We start from the raw sequence: 18515 nt of genomic DNA on the forward strand, positions 1-18515 counted from the left end.
CTTCGGGCCTTTCGTCTGGCACTCTGCGAACGCGAGTGCCAGCATCCCCGGCCCAGTGTACGGCCGTGGGGTACTGACTGGGCAAGGTCGGTCAGGACCCATGGCGTTCTACGGCTAGCGTCGCGGCATGACGGTGACTTGGGAAGAGCTGGGCTGGGAGCGGGTGGCCGAAGGGGTCGGCCGGTGCCGGCTGCCGGGCTGGGACTGCACGGCCGGTCTGGTCCTCGGCGCGGGTACGGCCCTGATGGTGGACGCCGGGTCGAGCCTGGCGGAGGGCGCACGGTTGCGTACGGAGGCGCAGGCACTGGCCGACCGCCGTGTGACCCATCTCGCGCTGACCCATCCCCACTTCGACCATGTCTTCGGCGCGGCCGCCTTCGCGGGCGCGGACCTGTACGCGGCGGTGGGCACGGAGGCCGTCTTCGCGTACGAACGCGAGGAGCTCCGCCTGGACGCGATCCGCAACGGCCTGCCGGCCGCGGAGGCCGAGGAGGCGGCCGACGCCCTCCCGCTCCCGCGCCGCCTGGTGTCCGGCGAGTGGACGCTCGATCTGGGCGACGGCCGCCAGGCCCTGCTGGCCAACGTGGGCCCCGGCCACACCGCCCACGACCTCGCCGTCCTGGTCCCCGGCGACCCCGAGGTGGTGTTCTGCGGCGACCTGGTGGAGGAGTCCGGCGATCCGCAGGCCGGCCCCGACGCCGTACCGTCCCGCTGGCCCGCGGCCCTGGACCGCCTGCTCTCGCTCGGCGGCGACCGCGCCCTGTACGTACCCGGTCACGGAGCGGTGGTGGACGCTGCGTTCGTACGGGCCCAGCGCGACGCCCTGGCGGCCCGTTTCGGCGTGTCGTAGGCGCACCGGTTCGGCTTCTCCTATCGTCATCCGAATGCGCCAGTACTCCGCCGACCTGACCCCGCCGTGGAAGAAGCCGAGGCCGGTGCCCGAGGTGGCCGCCGAACCCGGTCTGGTGGTCGAGGAGCCGGGTACCGGTTTCTGCGGCGCGGTGATCCGCTGCGAGGCGGGCACGGTCACCCTGGAGGACCGCTTCGGCAAGCACCGCGTCTTCCCGCTGGAGCCGCGCGGCTTCCTCCTGGAGGGCCGGGTCGTCACCCTCGTACGCCCCACGTCGGCGGCCCCCGTACGACCCTCCCGTACCGCCTCCGGCTCGGTCGCCGTCCCCGGCGCACGCGCGCGTGTCGCCCGCGCGGGCCGCATCTACGTGGAGGGCCGCCACGACGCGGAACTGGTCGAGAAGGTCTGGGGCGACGACCTGCGCATCGAGGGCGTGGTGGTGGAGTACCTGGAGGGCGTCGACGACCTCCCCGCCATCGTCGCCGAATTCGCCCCCGGCCCCGACGCCCGCCTGGGCGTCCTCGTCGACCACCTGCTCCCCGGCACCAAGGAGTGGCGCATCGCCCAGGCGGTCACCAGCGACCACGCCCTGGTCGTCGGTCACCCGTACATCGACATCTGGGAGGCGGTGAAGCCGTCGTCGCTGGGCATCGACTCCTGGCCCCGCGTCCCGCACGGCCAGGACTGGAAGACGGGGGTGTGCCGGGCGCTGGGCTGGCCCACCGACAACACGGGCGCGGTCTGGCAGGCGATCCTCGCGCGCGTGGGCTCCTACAAGGACCTGGAACCGGAGCTGCTGGGCCGGGTGGAGGAACTGATCGACTTCGTCACGGGTAGCGGTGGGGCCTGACCTTCTCGTAGGTACCGAACTCGGTGGTGTCCAGCTCCAGCCCCAGTTCCTCCAGCGGCAGCGGCGCCCCGAACTTGGTGATCTGCTGCCTCTGGTAGTCGGCGTTCTCCCCCTTCCCGACGGGCCTCGTCAGTAGGACGCACTGCGCCATGATCGGGTCCACGATGAGATAGACGGGCACCTCGCCGGCGGCGTAGATGGACCGCTTGATTTCGTAGTCTCTCTGGACGCTGGTCTTGGAGACCACCTCGACCACCATTGTCACCAACTGGGACGGCAGCAGACGGCCCGATTCCGGGGCCACACCGCGTACCAGAACCACCAAGTCCGGAATGGGCTCACTGGTCTCGTCGATGATGTCCACATCCGTCACCTGAAGCCGTTCCCAGCCCTTGCGTGGGATCTGGTCCACCACGTCCGCCACGATCCGGTTGTGCACCAGATCGGGAGTGGCCATCATCACGATTTCCCCCCGGAGGAGCTCCGCCTTGATGCCCTCGGGAGGCTCGAACTCCTCGAAGAACTTGGCAATCCCACGCTCGTCCACAGCGGTCATCTCCGTGGCCTCCACATCCGCCGCGTCCTTTTGGCGGCAGCCTACGAACCAGGTTAGGGATCGAACCGTCGTTTCGTAGTGATTCACCCGCCGGAGTGATCAGTCCACCAATTCCCTGACCACCGCATCCGCCAGCAACCGCCCCCGCAACGTCAGCACGGCCCGACCCTCCTCATACGGACCGGCCTCCAGCAAGCCCTCCGCCAGCGCCCGCCGCGAAGCCGTCAGCCCCTCCTCCTTCAGCAGTGCCAGCGGCACCCCCTCCCGCAGCCGCAGCTCCAGCAGGATCCGCTCGACCCGCCGGTCCTCGTCCGACAGGACCTCCCGCCCGGCCCCCGGCGACCGCCCCGACGCCAGCGCCGCCGCGTACGCCCCCGGGTGCTTCACGTTCCACCACCGCACGCCCCCCACGTGCGAGTGCGCCCCCGGCCCCGCGCCCCACCAGTCGGCGCCCCGCCAGTACAGCTCGTTGTGCAGACAGCGGCCCGCTTCCGAGGTGGCCCAGTTGGACACCTCGTACCAGTCGAAGCCCGCCTCCGACAGCACCGAGTCGGCGATCAGGTACCGGTCGGCGTGGACGTCGTCGTCCGTCATCGGGACCTCGCCGCGGCGGATCCGGCGGGCCAGCTGGGTGCCCTCCTCGACGATCAGCGCGTACGCCGACACATGGTCGGGCCCGGCGCCGATCGCCGCGTCCAGGGAGGCCCGCCAGTCGTCGTCGGACTCGCCCGGGGTGCCGTAGATCAGGTCCAGGTTGACGTGCTCGAAGCCGGCCGCGCGGGCCTCCGCGACGCACGCCTCGGGGCGTCCGGGGGTGTGGGTGCGGTCGAGGACCCGCAGCACGTGCTGCCGTGCGCTCTGCATGCCGAAGGAGATCCGGTTGAAGCCGCCCTCCCGCAGCGCGGCCAGGTAGGCCGGGTCGACGGACTCCGGGTTCGCCTCGGTCGTGACCTCCGCGTCGGCGGCCAGCCCGAACTCGTCCCGGATCGCGTGCAGCATCCGTACGAGATCGGCGGCGGCCAGCAGCGTCGGCGTACCGCCCCCGACGAACACGGTCCGCACCTCGCGCGGGTCGTCGCCCAGGACCTTCCTGGCCAGCCTGACTTCGTCGGTCAGGGTGTCCGCGTAGTTGTCGCGGGAGGCGAGGACACCGCCGGTGCCGCGCAGCTCGGTCGCCGTGTACGTGTTGAAGTCGCAGTAGCCGCAGCGGGTCGCGCAGTAGGGGACGTGCAGGTAGAACCCGAGGGGGCGGGCGGCGGCACCGTCGAGCGCGGCAGCGGGGAGCGCGCCGTCGTCGGGGACGGGCTCGCCGTCGGGGAGTGCGGAAGGCATGTCCCCCATTGTCCCGTACCGGTTTCCATACCGATTTCCGTACCGTTTTCTTGAACGGCCTCGGTCACTCCGCCTGGAGGACGAGCAGCGCCAGGTCGTCCTCCGGCTGTCCGCCGCCGAACTCGTGGACGAGCCGTCTGATGCGTTCGGCGATCAGGTCGGCGTTCAGCCCCGCGCAGCCGGACAGCGCCCGCGCGAGCCCGTCGCCGTCGTCGAACTGGCGGCTGCCGGAGCGCCGCTCGGTGACCCCGTCGGTCACGCACAGCAGGCTGTCGCCGGGCGCGAGCTCGATGGTCTCGCTGGTGTACGTCTCGTCCTCGACGACCCCGAGCAGCGTCTGCGGGCGGGCGGCGGTGCGGACCTCGCCGTCGGGGCCGAGGAGCAGCGGCAACGGGTGCCCGGCGGAGGCGAGGGTGCAGCGGATGCCGCCGTCGTCGAGGGGGGTGAGTTCGCCGTACAGGAGGGAGAGGAACCGGGTCTGCGGGCCGTCGCCGGGCGGCAGGGCACGGCCGCCGGCGGCGACCAGGGCGCGGGCGGCGGCGTCGGCGGCCTCGGTGGCGTCGTCGAGGAGGAGCTGGTTGAGGCGGTCGAGGACGTCGGCGACCCGGTAGCCCTCGCGGGCGAGGAGCCGCAGCCAGGGCCGGGCGAGGCCGATGACGACGGCGGCCTCGGGGCCCTTGCCCTGGACGTCTCCGACGGCGAAGCACCAGCGGCCGTCGCCGGCCGGGAAGAGGTCGTAGAAGTCGCCGCTGGGGCCGCCCTTGTCGCAGGGCTCGTAGACGAGCGCGCTGCGCACGCCCGGGATCTCGGCCACCGCGCCGGGCAGCAGCCCGCGCTGCAGGACGGCGCTGATGGTGGCCTGGCGGGCGTACTGGCGGGCCGCGCCGATGGCGAGGGCGACCCGGCGGCCGAAGTCCTCCACGAGGCCGGTGATCTCGTCGGGGATGCCGTCCGGTCCGGAGCGGCCGATGACGAGCGTGCCGAGCGGGCGGCCGCCCGCGATCAGCCGGTAGGCGAGCGCCGAGCCTCGGGTGCCCTGCGGGCCGAGCGCCCCGCCGGGCCAGGGATACGGCTCGGGCCCGGACCGTAAGCCGCTCCTCGGGCACGGCGGGTCCTTCTCCAGGGCCTGGCGCAGTTCCTCGATGCGGTTCTCGCTGCCGTGCCAGACCCGGGCCAGCCGCGGGCCGCCCGCACCACCCGCACCGCCCGCACCGCCGTTGTCGCCCCACCCGCCGCCGCGCACGGTCGCCTCGTCCTCCAGCCACACCGCGCACCAGTCGGCGAGCCGGGGCACGATCAGCTGGCCGGTGAGCGCGGCCACCAGGTTCTCGTCGAGCTGGCCGGCGAGCAGGTCGGAGGCCTCGGCGAGGAAGGACAACGCACCCCGGTTGAGCCAGTCCCGGTCGCGCTCGGGGCGGTGGGAGCAGCCGCCGCGCTCCGCCGCGGCCGCGTTCGGGTGCGAGGGCGCGTGCGAGGGCGGCTCGGGAGCGAGGATCTCGGCGACCTTCAGCTGCCGCTCGTCGAGGAGCGTGCCGCCGCGGCCGGTCAGCCGCGCCCACACCGACTTGGCGCCGGTGCGGTACGTCACCCCCCAGGACTCGGCGAGCGAGGCGACCAGGCGCAGCCCGCGCCCGAACTCCGGCGTCTCGTACGGCGTCTCGCCCGGGTGGTCGCGGGGCGCACGGGAGGGATGGCGGTCGGTGACCTCGACGACGAACGCCGTCTCCTCCCGCCCCTCCAGCCACCAGTCGACCTCCACGTCCGTGCCGGCGTGGACGACGGCGTTGGTCACGAGTTCGCTGACGACGACCAGGGCGTCCTCGGCGACCCGCCGCTGCTCGGGGCAGAGGAGCCCGCACTCGGTCCACTCGTCGAAGGAGGCGCGCACCAGGGAGCGGGCGGAACCGGGCGCGAGGGGGCTTCCGGGCAGACTCGCGCTCCCCTGCGCACGCGGGCCCGCGGTGTCGTGCGCGGGCGCCGCGTCGTGCGCAGGCACCTCACGGACCCGGGAGACGGTCTCCCGTTGCGTGGGTATGGCCCCCATGTCCAGCTCCCCGAGCAGTTCGGACGAATACATCCCGATCGATGCGGACAGAGTGACAGACTGACTGCGCCCATAAGCACCGAGTTACCGAAGTGGGCCGCCATGAGTGAGAACAGTGCTACGCGTGTGCTCGAAGACGGACAGAAACCGGAACAACTCCGAGCATCCGCACTGCGCCCTCTGCTCGCCGCGATGACCGCCGCCCGTGACGGCGACTTCACGAAAGTCCCGGAGACCGGGATCGACGGGGCCGGCGGGGAGGGGATCGTCGCCGAACTCACCGCGGTCTTCAACCAGATCATGGACCGCGGCATTCACTTCAACACCGACGTACGACGCGTGAAACGCGAGCTGGTGCGCCACGGCCGCCTGGACGAACGGCTGTCGGCGAGCCCCGGGCAGGGCGCCTGGACGTCACGCGTCAACGACGTCAACCAGGTCCTCGACGCCCTGGTCGCGCCCGCGGCGAACGCCACGCGCGTGCTCGACGCGGTGGCCGGCGGCGACCTGACCCAGCGGGTCGATCTGCACGACGGCAGCCGGCAACTCCGCGGCGATCTGCGCAGGCTGGCCCGCGCGGTGAACACGATGGTCGACCAGCTGTCCCTGTTCACCGGCGAGGTGACCCGGGTCGCGCGCGAGGTCGGCACCGAGGGGCGGCTCGGCGGCCGGGCCAAGGTGCAGGGGCTGTCGGGCAGCTGGCGGGACGTCACCGAGGCCGTCAACACCATGGCGTCCCGGCTGACCGCGCAGGTCCGTGACATCGCCCTGGTGACGACGGCGGTGGCGCGCGGCGACCTGACCCGCACGGTGACCGTCGAGGCGACCGGTGAGCTGCTGGAGCTGAAGCTCACCGTGAACACCATGGTCGACCAGCTGTCCGCGTTCGCCGACGAGGTCACACGCGTGGCCCGCGAGGTCGGCACGGAGGGCCGGCTGGGCGGCCGCGCCCAGGTGCGAGGGGTCTCCGGCGTCTGGAAAGACCTCACCGACAACGTCAACTTCATGGCGTCGAACCTGACCTCCCAGGTCCGCAACATCGCCCAGGTGACGACGGCCGTCGCCAACGGCGACCTCTCGCAGAAGATCATGGTCGACGCGCAGGGCGAGATCCTCGAACTGAAATCGACGATCAACACGATGGTCGACCAGCTCTCCGCGTTCGCCGACGAAGTCACACGCGTGGCCCGCGAAGTCGGCACCGAAGGAAACCTCGGCGGCCGGGCGCAGGTTCGCGGCGTCTCCGGGGTCTGGAAGGACCTGACGGACAACGTCAACTTCATGGCCGACAACCTGACGTCCCAGGTCCGCAACATCGCGCTCGTCTCCACCGCCGTCGCCCAGGGCGACCTCGGCAAGAAGATCACGGTGGAGGCGAAAGGCGAGATCCTCGAACTGAAATCGACGATCAACACGATGGTCGACCAGCTCTCCGCGTTCGCCGACGAAGTCACACGCGTGGCCCGCGAAGTCGGCACCGAAGGAAACCTCGGCGGTCAGGCGCAGGTTCGCGGCGTCTCGGGGGTGTGGAAAGAGCTGACGGACAACGTCAACTTCATGGCGCTCAACCTGACCTCCCAGGTCCGCAACATCGCCCAGGTGACGACGGCCGTCGCCAACGGCGACCTTTCCAAGAAGATCACCGTCGACGCGCGCGGCGAGATCCTCGAACTCAAGGACACCGTCAACACGATGGTGGAACAACTGCGGGCCTTCGCCGACGAGGTGACCCGTGTCGCCCGCGAGGTCGGCACCGACGGCCGGCTGGGCGGCCGCGCCCAGGTGCTCGGCGTCTCCGGGGTCTGGCGGGACCTCACCGACAACGTCAACTACATGGCCGACAACCTGACCTCACAGGTCCGCAACATCGCCCAGGTGGCGACCGCCGTCGCCCAGGGCGACCTGTCGCGGAAGATCGACGTGGACGCCCGCGGCGAGATCCTCGAACTGAAGACCACCATCAACACGATGGTCGACACCCTGTCCTCGTTCTCCTCCGAGGTGACACGGGTGGCCCGCGAGGTGGGCTCCGACGGCCGGCTGGGCGGCCAGGCCCGGGTGGAGGGCGTGTACGGCACCTGGAAGCGCCTGACGACCAACGTGAACGAACTCGCGCTCAACCTCACCACCCAGGTCCGCGCGATCGCCGAGGTCGCCTCGGCCGTGGCCCAGGGCGACATGTCCCGCTCGATCACGGTCGAGACCCGCGGCGAGGTCGCCGAACTCAAGGACAACATCAACCTGATGGTGGCCAACCTGCGCGAGACGACCCGCGCGAAGGACTGGCTGGAGTCCAACCTGGCCCGCCTCGCCGCCCTCATGCAGGGCCACCGGGACCTGATGGAGGTCGCCGACCTCATCCTGCGCGAGCTGACCCCGCTCGTGAACGCCCAGTACGGCGCGTTCTACCTCGCCGACCCCGACGAGGACGGCGCCGCCGTGCGCACGGCCGTACCGCCCAAGGGCCTCGCGTTCATCGCCGGCTATGGCTCCGCCCAGGGCGCGACGGTCGAGACCGGCGGCCTCCCGGTGCACGGCCTGGTACGCCAGGCGGCCCGCGAGAAGAAGCGGATCCTCGTCGAGGAGACCCCGCCCGACTACATCAAGATCAACAGCGGTCTCGGCGAAGCCGCGCCCACCACGATCGTCATCATCCCGATCCTCTTCGAGGACAAACTCCTCGGCATCATCGAACTGGCCTCCTTCTCCCGCTTCTCCGACGTCCACCTCGCGTTCTTCGACCAGTTCGTCAACACCATCGGCGTGGCCATCAACACGATCATCGCCAATTCCCGCACGGAGTCCCTGCTCGGCGAGTCACAACGGCTGGCGATGCAGCTCCAGGAACGCTCGGACGAACTTCAGAAACAACAGGCGGAACTACAGCGCTCGAACGCGGAACTGGAGGAGAAAGCCGCCCTCCTGGCGACCTCTTCCCAGTACAAGTCGGAGTTCTTGGCGAACATGTCCCACGAACTGCGCACTCCGCTGAACTCTCTGCTGATTCTGGCCCGACTGCTGTCCGACAACCCGGACGGCCGTCTCTCCGACCAGGAGGTCCAGTTCGCGACGACGATCCACCGCTCCGGCTCGGACCTGCTGCAGCTCATCAACGACATCCTGGACCTGTCGAAGATCGAGGCCGGCCGGATGGACGTACGCCCCAAACGCCTCCCCCTGATCAAACTCCTCGACTACGTCCACGCGACCTTCCGCCCGCTGACCCTGGACCGGGGCCTGGCCTTCGAGGTGACCGTCGGCGAGGACGTGCCGCGCGAGATGTACTCCGACGAACAACGCCTCCAGCAGATCCTGCGCAACCTGCTCTCCAACGCGATCAAGTTCACCGCCAAGGGCCGCGTGGAGCTGCGGGTGCGCCGGATGAAGGACCCCGAGCACCGCTACGTCCACGACGGCGACGAGGTGATCGCCTTCGAGGTGTCGGACACCGGCATCGGAATCGCCGCCGAGAAACTCCCGGTCATCTTCGAGGCGTTCCAGCAGGCCGACGGCACCACGAACCGCAAGTACGGCGGCACCGGACTCGGCCTCTCCATCAGCCGGGAGATCGCCGGCCTGCTGGGCGGCCGGATCGTCGCCGAGAGCGAACCGGGCACGGGCTCGACGTTCACCCTGTACGTCCCGGTCGTCAGCCCCGGTCACACGGCACCCGGGCCGGCCCCGCAGAACCACGCCGCACCGGCCCTCGGCCCGGCACCGGCCGCCGCCCCCGACCCCGACGACTCCTGGCCGGCCCCGACCCGGCTGGAGGCATGGCAGACGGGCCGCGCGGGCCGCGTACTCCCCGGCCGCCGCGTCCTGATCATCGACGACGACATCCGCAACGTCTTCGCCCTCACCCACGTCCTCGGCCGCGTCGGCATGCCGGTGCTGTACGCGGAGAACGGCCGGGAGGGCATCGAGACCCTCGAACGCAACCCCGACGTCGAACTCGTCCTGATGGACATCATGATGCCGGAGATGGACGGCCACGAGACCATCGCGGCCATCCGCCGCGCCCCCCGCTGGACCGGCCTGCCGATCGTCGCCCTCACCGCGAAGGCGATGCCGGGCGACCGGGAGAAGTCCATCGCACGCGGCGCCAACGACCACGTACCCAAACCGGTGGACGTCGACCGGCTGCTCACCGTCGTCTGCGCACTCCTGGACCCCGACAGCACGCAGGACGGCGAGACCGCCGACGACGAACGGACGGAGCAATGACCGCTGACGACCGTGCCGGCATCCTCCTGGTCGACGACATGGAGGACAACCTGATCGCGCTGGAAGCCGTTCTGGGGTCGCTGAACGAGCCGATCGTCCGGGCCCGCTCCGGCGAGGAGGCGATGAAGGCCCTGCTCCGCCGCCGCTTCGCCGTCGTCCTCCTCGACATCCGCATGCCGGGCATGGACGGCTTCGAGACAGCCGCGAACATCAAACGCCTCGACCAGACGAAAGACGTCCCGATCATCTTCCTGACAGGAGCGGACGAGGACGCGGGGTACACGTTCCGCGGCTACGCCACGGGCGCGGCGGACTACCTGACGAAACCGTTCGACCCGTGGGTGCTGCGGGCGAAGGTCAACGTGTTCCTGGAACTGCACCGGAAGAACCAGCAACTGCGGGTGCTGCTGGCACGGGAACAGGCTGATTTCAGCGAGTTGAGCAAGCGGCTGACAGCCATGGAAGACCTGTTGTCAGAAGAACTCGTCGACCTGGCAACGCTGAGGGAGGAAGCCAGGGAACTACGGCGACTGATCAGCAGGGCTGAGCGGTCCTGCTGAAAGGGGCGCGGGGGAACTGCGCGACCGGCCACGACGAAGCCGCAGCCGCCGGCAGTCCCCCGCCACCTCCTACGCTTCGCGCGTCCCCGCGTACATCTCGTCGATGAGGTGCTTGTACTCCCGCTCCACGACCGGCCTCTTCAGCTTCAGGCTCGGCGTGATCTCCCCGTGCTCCACGTCGAGGTCCCGGGGCAGCAGCCGGAACTTCTTGATGGTCTGCCACCGCTGCAGCCCCTCGTTGAGCTGCTTGACGTACCCGTCGACCATCTCGACGGTCGCCGGCGCGGCCACCACCTCGGCGTAGGACTTCCCCTCCAGGCCGTTCTCCTTGGCCCAGTCCAGGATCGCGGCCTCGTCGAGGGCGATCAGGGCGGTGCAGAAGTTCCGGTCGGCGCCGTGCACGAGGATGTTGGAGACGTAGGGGCAGACCGCCTTGAACTGTCCCTCGACCTCGGCGGGGGCGATGTACTTGCCGCCGGACGTCTTGATGAGGTCCTTCTTGCGGTCGGTGATCCGCAGATAGCCGTCGGGAGACAGCTCGCCGATGTCACCGGTGTGGAACCAGCCGTCGGCCTCCAGCACCTCCGCCGTCTTCTCGGGCAGCCCGTGGTAGCCCTGCATGATGCCGGGGCCGCGGAGCAGGATCTCCCCGTCGTCGGCGATCCGCACCTCGCAGCCGGGCAGCGGCTTGCCGACCGTACCGGTGCGGTAGGCCTCGCCGGGGTTCACGAAGGACGCGGCGGAGGACTCGGTGAGGCCGTAGCCCTCCAGGATGTGCACGCCGGCGCCGGCGAAGAAGTAGCCGATCTCGGGCGCCAGCGCCGCCGACCCGGAGACGCAGGCCCGCAGCCGCCCGCCGAAGGCCTCGCGCAGCTTGGAGTAGACGAGGCCGTCGGCGACCTTGTGCTTGGCGGCGAGCCCGAAGGGCACGGTCGCGGCTCCGGTGCGGCGGAAGTTGTCCTGGGTGACCTTGGCGTACTCGCGGGCGACGTCGGCCGCCCACTGGAAGATCTTGTACTTGGCGGCGCCGCCCGCGCGGGCCTTCGCGGCCACGCCGTTGTAGACCTTCTCGAAGATGCGCGGCACGGCGGCCATGTACGTCGGCTGCACGACCGGCAGGTTCTCGATGATCTTGTCGACGCGGCCGTCGACGGCGGTGACGTGACCGACCTCGATCTGGCCGGAGGTCAGCACCTTGCCGAAGACGTGGGCGAGCGGCAGCCACAGGTACTGCACGTCCTCGCCGCTGATCAGCCCGGTCGCGGCGATCGCCTTCGCCATGTACGACCAGTTGTCCTGCGGCAGCCGCACGCCCTTGGGGCGGCCGGTGGTGCCGGAGGTGTAGATGAGGGTGGCGAGCTGGTCCTTGGTGATCGCGCCGACCCGCTCCTTGATGAGCTCGGGGTGCTTCTCCAGGTACTTGGCGCCGCGCTGCTCCAGCTCGGCGAGGGTGATGACCCAGTCGGAGGTCTCGACGCCGGCCGGGTCGATGACGACGACCTGGGTGAGCTCGGGCAGTTCGGCGCGCTTCTCGACGGCCTTGGCGACCTGTGCCGCGTCCTCCGCGATCAGCACCCGGCTCTCGGAGTCGGAGAGGATGAACGCCGACTCCTCGGCGTTGGTCTGCGGGTAGACGGTCGTGGTGGCCGCGCCGGCGCACAGGATGCCGAGGTCGGCGAGGATCCACTCGACACGGGTGGAGGCGGCGAGGGCGACCCGCTGCTCGGGCTCGATGCCGAGTTCGATGAGACCGGCCGCGATCGCGTGGACCCGCTCGGCGGCCTGCGCCCAGCTGAGCGACTTCCAGTCGTCCGGGCCCTGACCGGAGGCCGCGGGCACCGGGTAGCGGTAGGCCTCGGCGTCCGGTGTGGCCGCCACGCGATCCAGGAAGAGGGCCGCCACGGACGGCGGTCGGTTCTCGATCAGTGTCTGTGTGTCGGTCACGACATCCTCCGGGGCCCGCGACGGTGCGGCTGGCTCAGTGCGGCTGGGGTTGACTCACGGTGGGGTTCGCGCTGGTTGTTTAACTCGCGAGTAACTATCAAGCAGGGATCAGAGTAAGCCGCGACCGGCCTGTGCGTAAGGGGCATCGGCCTGTCTGTTTCGCCGCATGGCCCACGCAGAGCGACGCTACGCACGCGTAGGGGTCCGCCGCACTTTCGTACGGCGAACCCCCGTTGTACCCGATTTGCGGCCGCGACCAATTGTTACCCGCGGTTACTTCTTGCTCTTGGCCGATCCCGCGCTGTCATCGCTGGAGAGCACCGCGATGAAGGCCTCCTGCGGAACCTCCACGGAACCCACCATCTTCATCCGCTTCTTGCCTTCCTTCTGCTTCTCCAGCAGCTTCCGCTTACGGGAGATGTCACCGCCGTAGCACTTGGCGAGGACGTCCTTGCGGATGGCGCGGATGGTCTCGCGGGCGATGACCCGGGAGCCGATGGCGGCCTGGATGGGCACCTCGAAGGCCTGCCGCGGAATGAGCTCGCGCAGCTTGGCGACGAGCCGCACACCGTAGGCGTAGGCCGCGTCCTTGTGGGTGATCGCCGAGAACGCGTCGACCTTGTCGCCGTGCAGCAGGATGTCGACCTTGACCAGGCTGGAGGTCTGCTCGCCGGTGGGCTCGTAGTCCAGCGAAGCGTAACCGCGGGTCTTCGACTTCAGCTGGTCGAAGAAGTCGAAGACGATCTCCGCGAGGGGCAGCGTGTACCGGATCTCGACCCGGTCCTCGGACAGGTAGTCCATCCCGAGCAGGGTGCCGCGCCGGGTCTGGCACAGCTCCATGATCGAGCCGATGAACTCGGTCGGCGCGAGGATCGTGGCCCGTACGACGGGCTCGTACACCTCGTTGATCTTCCCCTCGGGGAATTCGCTCGGGTTGGTGACCGTGTACTCGGTCCCGTCCTCCATGACCACGCGGTAGACCACGTTCGGCGCGGTGGCGATCAGGTCGAGTCCGAACTCGCGCTCCAGCCGCTCCCGGATCACGTCCAGGTGCAGCAGGCCGAGGAAACCGACACGGAAACCGAAGCCGAGCGCGGCGGAGGTCTCCGGCTCGTAGACGAGCGCGGCGTCGTTGAGCTGGAGCTTGTCGAGGGCCTCGCGCAGCTCGGGGTAGTCGGAGCCGTCCAGCGGATACAGACCGGAGAAGACCATCGGCTTCGGGTCCTTGTACCCGCCGAGGGCCTCGGTGGCGCCCTTGGTCTGGCTGGTGACGGTGTCACCGACCTTGGACTGCCGGACGTCCTTCACACCCGTGATCAGATAACCCACCTCGCCGACGCCGAGTCCGTCGGCGGACAGCATCTCCGGCGAGTTGGTGCCGATCTCCAGCAGTTCGTGGGTGGCGCCCGTCGACATCATCTTGATCCGCTCACGCTTGTTGAGCTGGCCGTCGATGACACGGACGTAGGTCACGACACCGCGGTAGGAGTCGTAGACCGAGTCGAAGATCATGGCGCGGGCGGGCGCGTCGGCGACACCGACCGGTGCCGGGATCTCCTGGACGACCTTGTTCAGCAGGGCGTCCACGCCGAGGCCGGTCTTGGCGGAGACCCGCAGCACGTCGTCCGGGTCGCAGCCGACCAGGTTCGCCAGTTCCTCGGCGAACTTCTCCGGCTGCGCGGCCGGCAGGTCGATCTTGTTGAGCACGGGGATGATCGTGAGGTCGTTCTCCATCGCCAGGTAGAGGTTGGCGAGGGTCTGCGCCTCGATGCCCTGGGCGGCGTCGACGAGGAGGACGGTCCCCTCGCAGGCCGCCAGCGACCGCGAGACCTCGTAGGTGAAGTCGACGTGCCCCGGGGTGTCGATCATGTTGAGGATGTGCGTACTGCCCTGGTCCGGGCCCTCGGTCGGGGCCCAGGGCAGACGCACCGCCTGGGACTTGATCGTGATGCCGCGCTCGCGCTCGATGTCCATCCGGTCGAGGTACTGAGCACGCATCTGCCGCTGCTCGACCACACCGGTCAGCTGGAGCATCCGGTCGGCGAGCGTGGACTTGCCGTGGTCGATGTGCGCGATGATGCAGAAATTGCGGATCAGAGCCGGGTCGGTACGGCTCGGCTCGGGCACATTGTTAGGGGTCGCGGGCACGCAGGGTCCTGTCTCTTGAGGCGCCTTATGCCTCGGGTCGGATCGATACGTAGTCTCCATGGTCCCATGGAGAGGGACCGGGGACCGGTTTGGGCCATTCTCCTGCCCGCTGGTAGTGTGGGCAGCTGTGTCTCATGCCCTCTCAGCGCGAGGCACGTCTTCAAGAAATCATCGGTACGCGACCTTCGCGGCCCCGTACCAGAACCTGAAAAGGCTCATTCGTGGCGAACATCAAGTCCCAGATCAAGCGGATCAAGACCAACGAGAAGGCTCGGCTGCGCAACAAGGCCGTCAAGTCCTCCCTGAAGACCGCGGTCCGCAAGGCCCGTGAGGCCGCTGCCGCGGGTGACGTGGAGAAGGCCACCGAGCTGCAGCGCGCTGCCGCGCGTGCGCTCGACAAGGCCGTCTCGAAGGGCGTCATCCACAAGAACCAGGCCGCCAACAAGAAGTCGGCGCTTGCTTCCAAGGTCGCTTCCCTCAAGGGCTGACCTCTTGATTTGACGCCGGAAGGACCCGGGCGGGCCCTCTCTCATCCGCCCCCGACCGGCACCCGAGGATCGACGCGCGGCCTGCGTTCGCCACGCGGGCGTCGATCGAACAGCCTGAACCGAAGGCCCCGGCATCTCGCCCTTCCCCAGGGCGGACGCCGGGGCTTTCGGCATACCCGGGCGCGCCTCCTGCGCCACTCTCCTGGCTGCCGGCCCCGGCCCTACCCGTTATCCCCGGCCTCGTGACCGCGCCGCCCGCGCGATCGTCACGACGGCCTTCTCCAGGGCGTACTCGGGGTCGTCGCCGCCGCCTTTCACGCCCGCGTCCGCCTCGGCGACGGCCCGCAGCGCCACCGCGACCCCGTCCGGCGTCCACCCGCGCATCTGCTGCCGCACCCGGTCGATCTTCCACGGGGGCATCCCGAGCTCCCGCGCGAGATCGGCGGGCCGCTGCCCGCCCCGAGCCCCCGCGAGCTTCCCGATGGCCCGGACGCCCTGCGCGAGCGCGCTCGTGATCATCACCGGGGCGACGCCGGTCGCCAGCGACCAGCGCAGTGCCTCCAGCGCCTCCGCGGTACGCCCCTCCACGGCCCGGTCGGCCACGGTGAAGCTCGACGCCTCGGCCCGCCCGGTGTAGTACCGCCCGACGACGGCCTCGTCGATGGTGCCCTCGACGTCCGCGGCGAGCTGGGTCACGGCCGACGCCAGCTCCCGCAGATCGCTGCCGATGGCGTCGACGAGCGCCTGGCAGGCCTCGGGCGTGGCGGACCGCCCGAGCGCCCGGAACTCGCTGCGTACGAACGCGAGCCGGTCCGCCGGCTTGGTCATCTTCGGGCAGGCGACCTCCCGCGCCCCCGCCTTGCGGGCCGCGTCGAGCAGTGCCTTGCCCTTGACCCCGCCGGCGTGCAGCAGCACGAGGGTGATCTCCTCGGCGGGCGCCCCGAGGTACGCCTTCACGTCCTTGACCGTGTCGGCGGACAGGTCCTGCGCGTTGCGTACGACCACGACCTTGCGCTCCGCGAAGAGCGACGGACTGGTCAGCTCGGCGAGCGTGCCGGGCTGCAGCTGGTCGGGGTTCAGGTCCCGTACGTCCGTGTCGGCGTCGGCGGCCCGGGCAGCGGCCACCACCTGCTGCACGGCACGGTCGAGCAGCAGCTCCTCCTGCCCCACGGCCAGCGTCAGCGGGGCGAGCGGATCGTCATCAGCAGTCTTCTTGGCCATCGCGCCAAGCATCCCACGGCCCACTGACAACGGGCCCGGCCGCGCCCGCCCCGCCCCGGGCCACCCGCTCCTACGGCTCCTCCCGCCAGCCCTCCCACTCCCCCGCGAACTCGTCCAGCTCCGCCGGGTCCAGCCGACCCTGTTCGTCCCTCAGCAGCACCAGCCACTGCGCGTCCTCGGCGTCGTCCTCCCCCGCCAGCGCGTCCCGGACCAGCCGCGGCTCCTCGTCGACCCCGAACCGCTCCGCGAGGGCCTGGGAAGCCTCCTCCGCCGCGTCCCGGTCCGGCAGCACCAGCACATGTCTCACGTCGCTCACGGCCCCATTCTCGGGCACCGCCGGACACCGCGACGAGCCACAACGGGCCGCAGCGGCCGGCTCAGCCCTTCGGGACGATCTGCACGTCCAGGTCGACGCGGATGCTCGGCCCGACCACCGCGATCCCGCGTGCCAGCATCGTCTGCCAGCTCACGGTGAAGTCGTCGCGGTGGAGTTCGGTGGTGGCCCGGCAGGCGGCGCGTACCTCGCCCTCCATGCCGTTGCCGAGCCCGAGGTACTCCGTGTCGAGGGTGACCGTGCGCGTCACGCCGTGCAGGGACAGCGCCCCGGTGATGCCCCACCTGGTGCCGCCCTTGTGCACGAACCGGTCGCTGTAGAACTCCAGCGTCGGAAACCGCTGCACGTCCAGGAAGTCCGCCGAGCGCAGATGGTCGTCGCGCATCCGGACACCCGTGTCGATGGTCGCGGCGTCGATCACGACGTGCATCGCGGACCGCTCCATCTGTTCGTCGATCCGCACCGCACCCGCGAACGAGTTGAACCGTCCGTGGATCCGGGCCAGTCCGATGTGCCGGGCGGTGAAGCCGATCGAGGAATGCGTGGGCTCGATCTCCCAGTCCCCCGGTGCCGGCAGCTCCGGCGGCTGGGCGACCTGGAGGGTCACGTCACCGAGCGAGGCGAGGCAGTTCTCGCCGACCTGTGCGGTGGCCCGGTACGGCGCGAATCCCTCGGCGGACACGGCCAGCCGGTACTCCCCGGCCGGCACGGTCGTCACGAACGACCCGTAGGGATCCGTACCCCCGCTGACCACCGTGCGCCCCATGGTGTCGCTGACCGCGAACTCGGCGTTCGTCACCGGTTCGTTGACCGGGTCGAGCACGCGGCAGCTCAGGACCCCGGCGTCGGGCGGAGTCTGCACCGCCGCGAGGGGGCTCGTCCGCTGCACCCGGTTCGTTCGGTTTCCCATCAAGCGGCCGAACATCCTCGCCACCCCTGTACGCCTCGCCACCGTCCGTTGCCGAAGAGACATTCGATCACCGATGCGGCTTTCGAGGCAACACGGGCCCACATCGTGGGAATCAAGCGCATGCGCCGGAACTACCCACGAGTTGCACGCTACGCGCCAGTAGAAACACGTTCTCCCATGACACCCGAATTAGCCATTCCGGTTGACTTTCCCCGGATTTCGCACAGCCGGCACACAGTCCAGCTCGATCCCGAACCGCTCCCGGTAGACCCCCAGCACCTCCTCGTCGCGCTCCAACTCCCGTACCCCACGCGCCCCGTCAGCCGCCGTCTCCGTCAACGTCCGCCCGCTCAGCGTGATCCACCCGCCGTCCCCAGTGAGCCGGGAGCAGACCAGCGACCGGGTGAAGTGCGACGACGGCGAGGTGCTGTGCCACCACGCCCCGGCCGTGAAGTCCCCGAGCACCCGCGGCCGGACGTCCAGCCGGTACTGCGGCTGCCCGTCGCGCAGCACGTCCAGGTCTCCACCCACCGCGCGGCCCCCGCCCCCGCCCCCGCCCCTCGCCCCCGCCGCGTCCGGCCCGGCCTCCGCGATCCGGAACGTCCCGCCGGGATCGGCCTGCTCGCCCCGCTCCGCGAACGCCAACGGGTAGTGGCTGTGCGCCCCGAATCCCACGTCGGCGAGCCACTCGCCGCCGTCCGCCGTCCGCACCCGCAGCGCGAGATGGTCGTACGGGATCCCGAGCCGCCCCTCGGCCCCGTACACCCGCCCCGCCAGCGGTGTCACCTCGAAACCGAGCGCCGTCAGCAACACCGAGAAGGCGCCGTTGAGTTCGTAGCAGAACCCGCCCCTGCCCGCGCCCACCACCTTCTCCAGCAGCCGCTCCTCGGCCAGCGAGATCTCCTCGCCGAGGTGGATCGACAGGTTCTCGAAGGGCACGGTCCGCAGGTGCAGCAGGTGCAGCTCGCGCAGGGCGTCGGCGGTGGGCCGGGCCGGGCGGGCGGCTCCGAGCCGGCCGAGGTAGGCGTCGATCTGGGCGGGGTTCACCGAGTTC

At 70.3% G+C, this 18515-nt stretch carries 14 protein-coding genes; 5 read left to right on the forward strand and 9 right to left on the reverse strand.

Annotated features, from left to right (window positions below):
- Positions 1 to 127 precede the first annotated feature (127 nt).
- Together ACFY0P_RS14045 and ACFY0P_RS14050 are read left to right on the forward strand one after the other, a co-directional pair.
- Entirely contained in the window at positions 128 to 850 is a 723-nt protein-coding gene (locus ACFY0P_RS14045; protein ID WP_388911336.1) for an MBL fold metallo-hydrolase, read from the forward strand.
- Between the two features lie 34 nt (positions 851 to 884).
- Positions 885 to 1700: a DUF3097 domain-containing protein gene (locus ACFY0P_RS14050; RefSeq protein WP_388911339.1), complete on the forward strand. Its 816-nt coding sequence runs from the start codon at positions 885 to 887 to the stop codon at positions 1698 to 1700.
- Here the strand turns inward: ACFY0P_RS14050 and ACFY0P_RS14055 are convergent.
- From ACFY0P_RS14055 to ACFY0P_RS14065, 3 genes are all read right to left on the reverse strand, one after another.
- On the reverse strand, positions 1678 to 2256 hold the full coding sequence (locus ACFY0P_RS14055; RefSeq protein WP_388911342.1) for a Uma2 family endonuclease: 579 nt from the start codon (positions 2254 to 2256) through the stop codon (positions 1678 to 1680). The genes ACFY0P_RS14050 and ACFY0P_RS14055 overlap by 23 nt on opposite strands.
- A gap of 99 nt (positions 2257 to 2355) precedes the next feature.
- Positions 2356 to 3588, reverse strand: coding sequence for a radical SAM family heme chaperone HemW (gene hemW / locus ACFY0P_RS14060; RefSeq protein ID WP_388911345.1), 1233 nt, complete (start codon positions 3586 to 3588; stop codon positions 2356 to 2358).
- Between the two features lie 64 nt (positions 3589 to 3652).
- Entirely contained in the window at positions 3653 to 5632 is a 1980-nt protein-coding gene (locus tag ACFY0P_RS14065) for a SpoIIE family protein phosphatase (RefSeq protein ID WP_388911348.1), read from the reverse strand.
- A 102-nt stretch (positions 5633 to 5734) separates the two neighbouring features.
- Here ACFY0P_RS14065 and ACFY0P_RS14070 point away from each other — a divergent pair, with 102 nt between their 5' ends.
- A complete protein-coding gene (locus ACFY0P_RS14070) occupies positions 5735 to 9856 on the forward strand; it encodes a HAMP domain-containing protein (RefSeq protein WP_388911351.1) in 4122 nt (1373 codons plus the stop codon).
- A complete protein-coding gene (locus ACFY0P_RS14075; protein WP_388911354.1) occupies positions 9853 to 10416 on the forward strand; it encodes a two-component system response regulator in 564 nt (187 codons plus the stop codon). The genes ACFY0P_RS14070 and ACFY0P_RS14075 overlap by 4 nt, the downstream gene beginning before the upstream one ends.
- Before the next feature lie 69 nt (positions 10417 to 10485).
- Here the strand turns inward: ACFY0P_RS14075 and ACFY0P_RS14080 are convergent, their stop codons facing one another.
- Both ACFY0P_RS14080 and lepA read right to left on the reverse strand, forming a co-directional pair.
- Positions 10486 to 12360, reverse strand: a complete 1875-nt coding sequence (locus tag ACFY0P_RS14080) for an AMP-dependent synthetase/ligase (RefSeq protein ID WP_388911357.1) — start codon at positions 12358 to 12360, stop codon at positions 10486 to 10488.
- 273 nt (positions 12361 to 12633) lie between these two features.
- A complete protein-coding gene (gene lepA, locus ACFY0P_RS14085) occupies positions 12634 to 14508 on the reverse strand; it encodes a translation elongation factor 4 (protein WP_388911360.1) in 1875 nt (624 codons plus the stop codon).
- 221 nt (positions 14509 to 14729) lie between these two features.
- Between lepA and rpsT the strand changes: the two genes are divergently transcribed.
- Positions 14730 to 14996 carry a 30S ribosomal protein S20 gene (rpsT, locus tag ACFY0P_RS14090; protein WP_089106790.1) on the forward strand — a complete coding sequence of 89 codons (267 nt, stop codon included), beginning with the start codon at positions 14730 to 14732 and terminating at the stop codon, positions 14994 to 14996.
- A gap of 228 nt (positions 14997 to 15224) precedes the next feature.
- On the opposite strand, the gene holA is transcribed toward rpsT, so the two are convergent.
- From holA to ACFY0P_RS14110, 4 genes are all read right to left on the reverse strand, one after another.
- A complete protein-coding gene (holA, locus tag ACFY0P_RS14095; protein WP_388911363.1) occupies positions 15225 to 16217 on the reverse strand; it encodes a DNA polymerase III subunit delta in 993 nt (330 codons plus the stop codon).
- Positions 16218 to 16287: 70 nt separating this feature from the next.
- Positions 16288 to 16533 (reverse strand): hypothetical protein, encoded by a 246-nt coding sequence (locus tag ACFY0P_RS14100; protein ID WP_388911365.1) that lies wholly within the window; start codon positions 16531 to 16533, stop codon positions 16288 to 16290.
- Between the two features lie 61 nt (positions 16534 to 16594).
- A complete protein-coding gene (locus ACFY0P_RS14105; RefSeq protein ID WP_388911368.1) occupies positions 16595 to 17476 on the reverse strand; it encodes a YceI family protein in 882 nt (293 codons plus the stop codon).
- 174 nt (positions 17477 to 17650) lie between these two features.
- Complete coding sequence (locus ACFY0P_RS14110) at positions 17651 to 18508, reverse strand: arylamine N-acetyltransferase (protein ID WP_388911483.1); 858 nt, start codon at positions 18506 to 18508, stop codon at positions 17651 to 17653.
- Between the last annotated feature and the right edge of the window lie 7 nt (positions 18509 to 18515).

The sequence above is a fragment of the Streptomyces sp. NPDC001714 genome (assembly GCF_042892755.1).
In the GTDB taxonomy this organism is placed as follows: Bacteria; Actinomycetota; Actinomycetes; order Streptomycetales; family Streptomycetaceae; genus Streptomyces.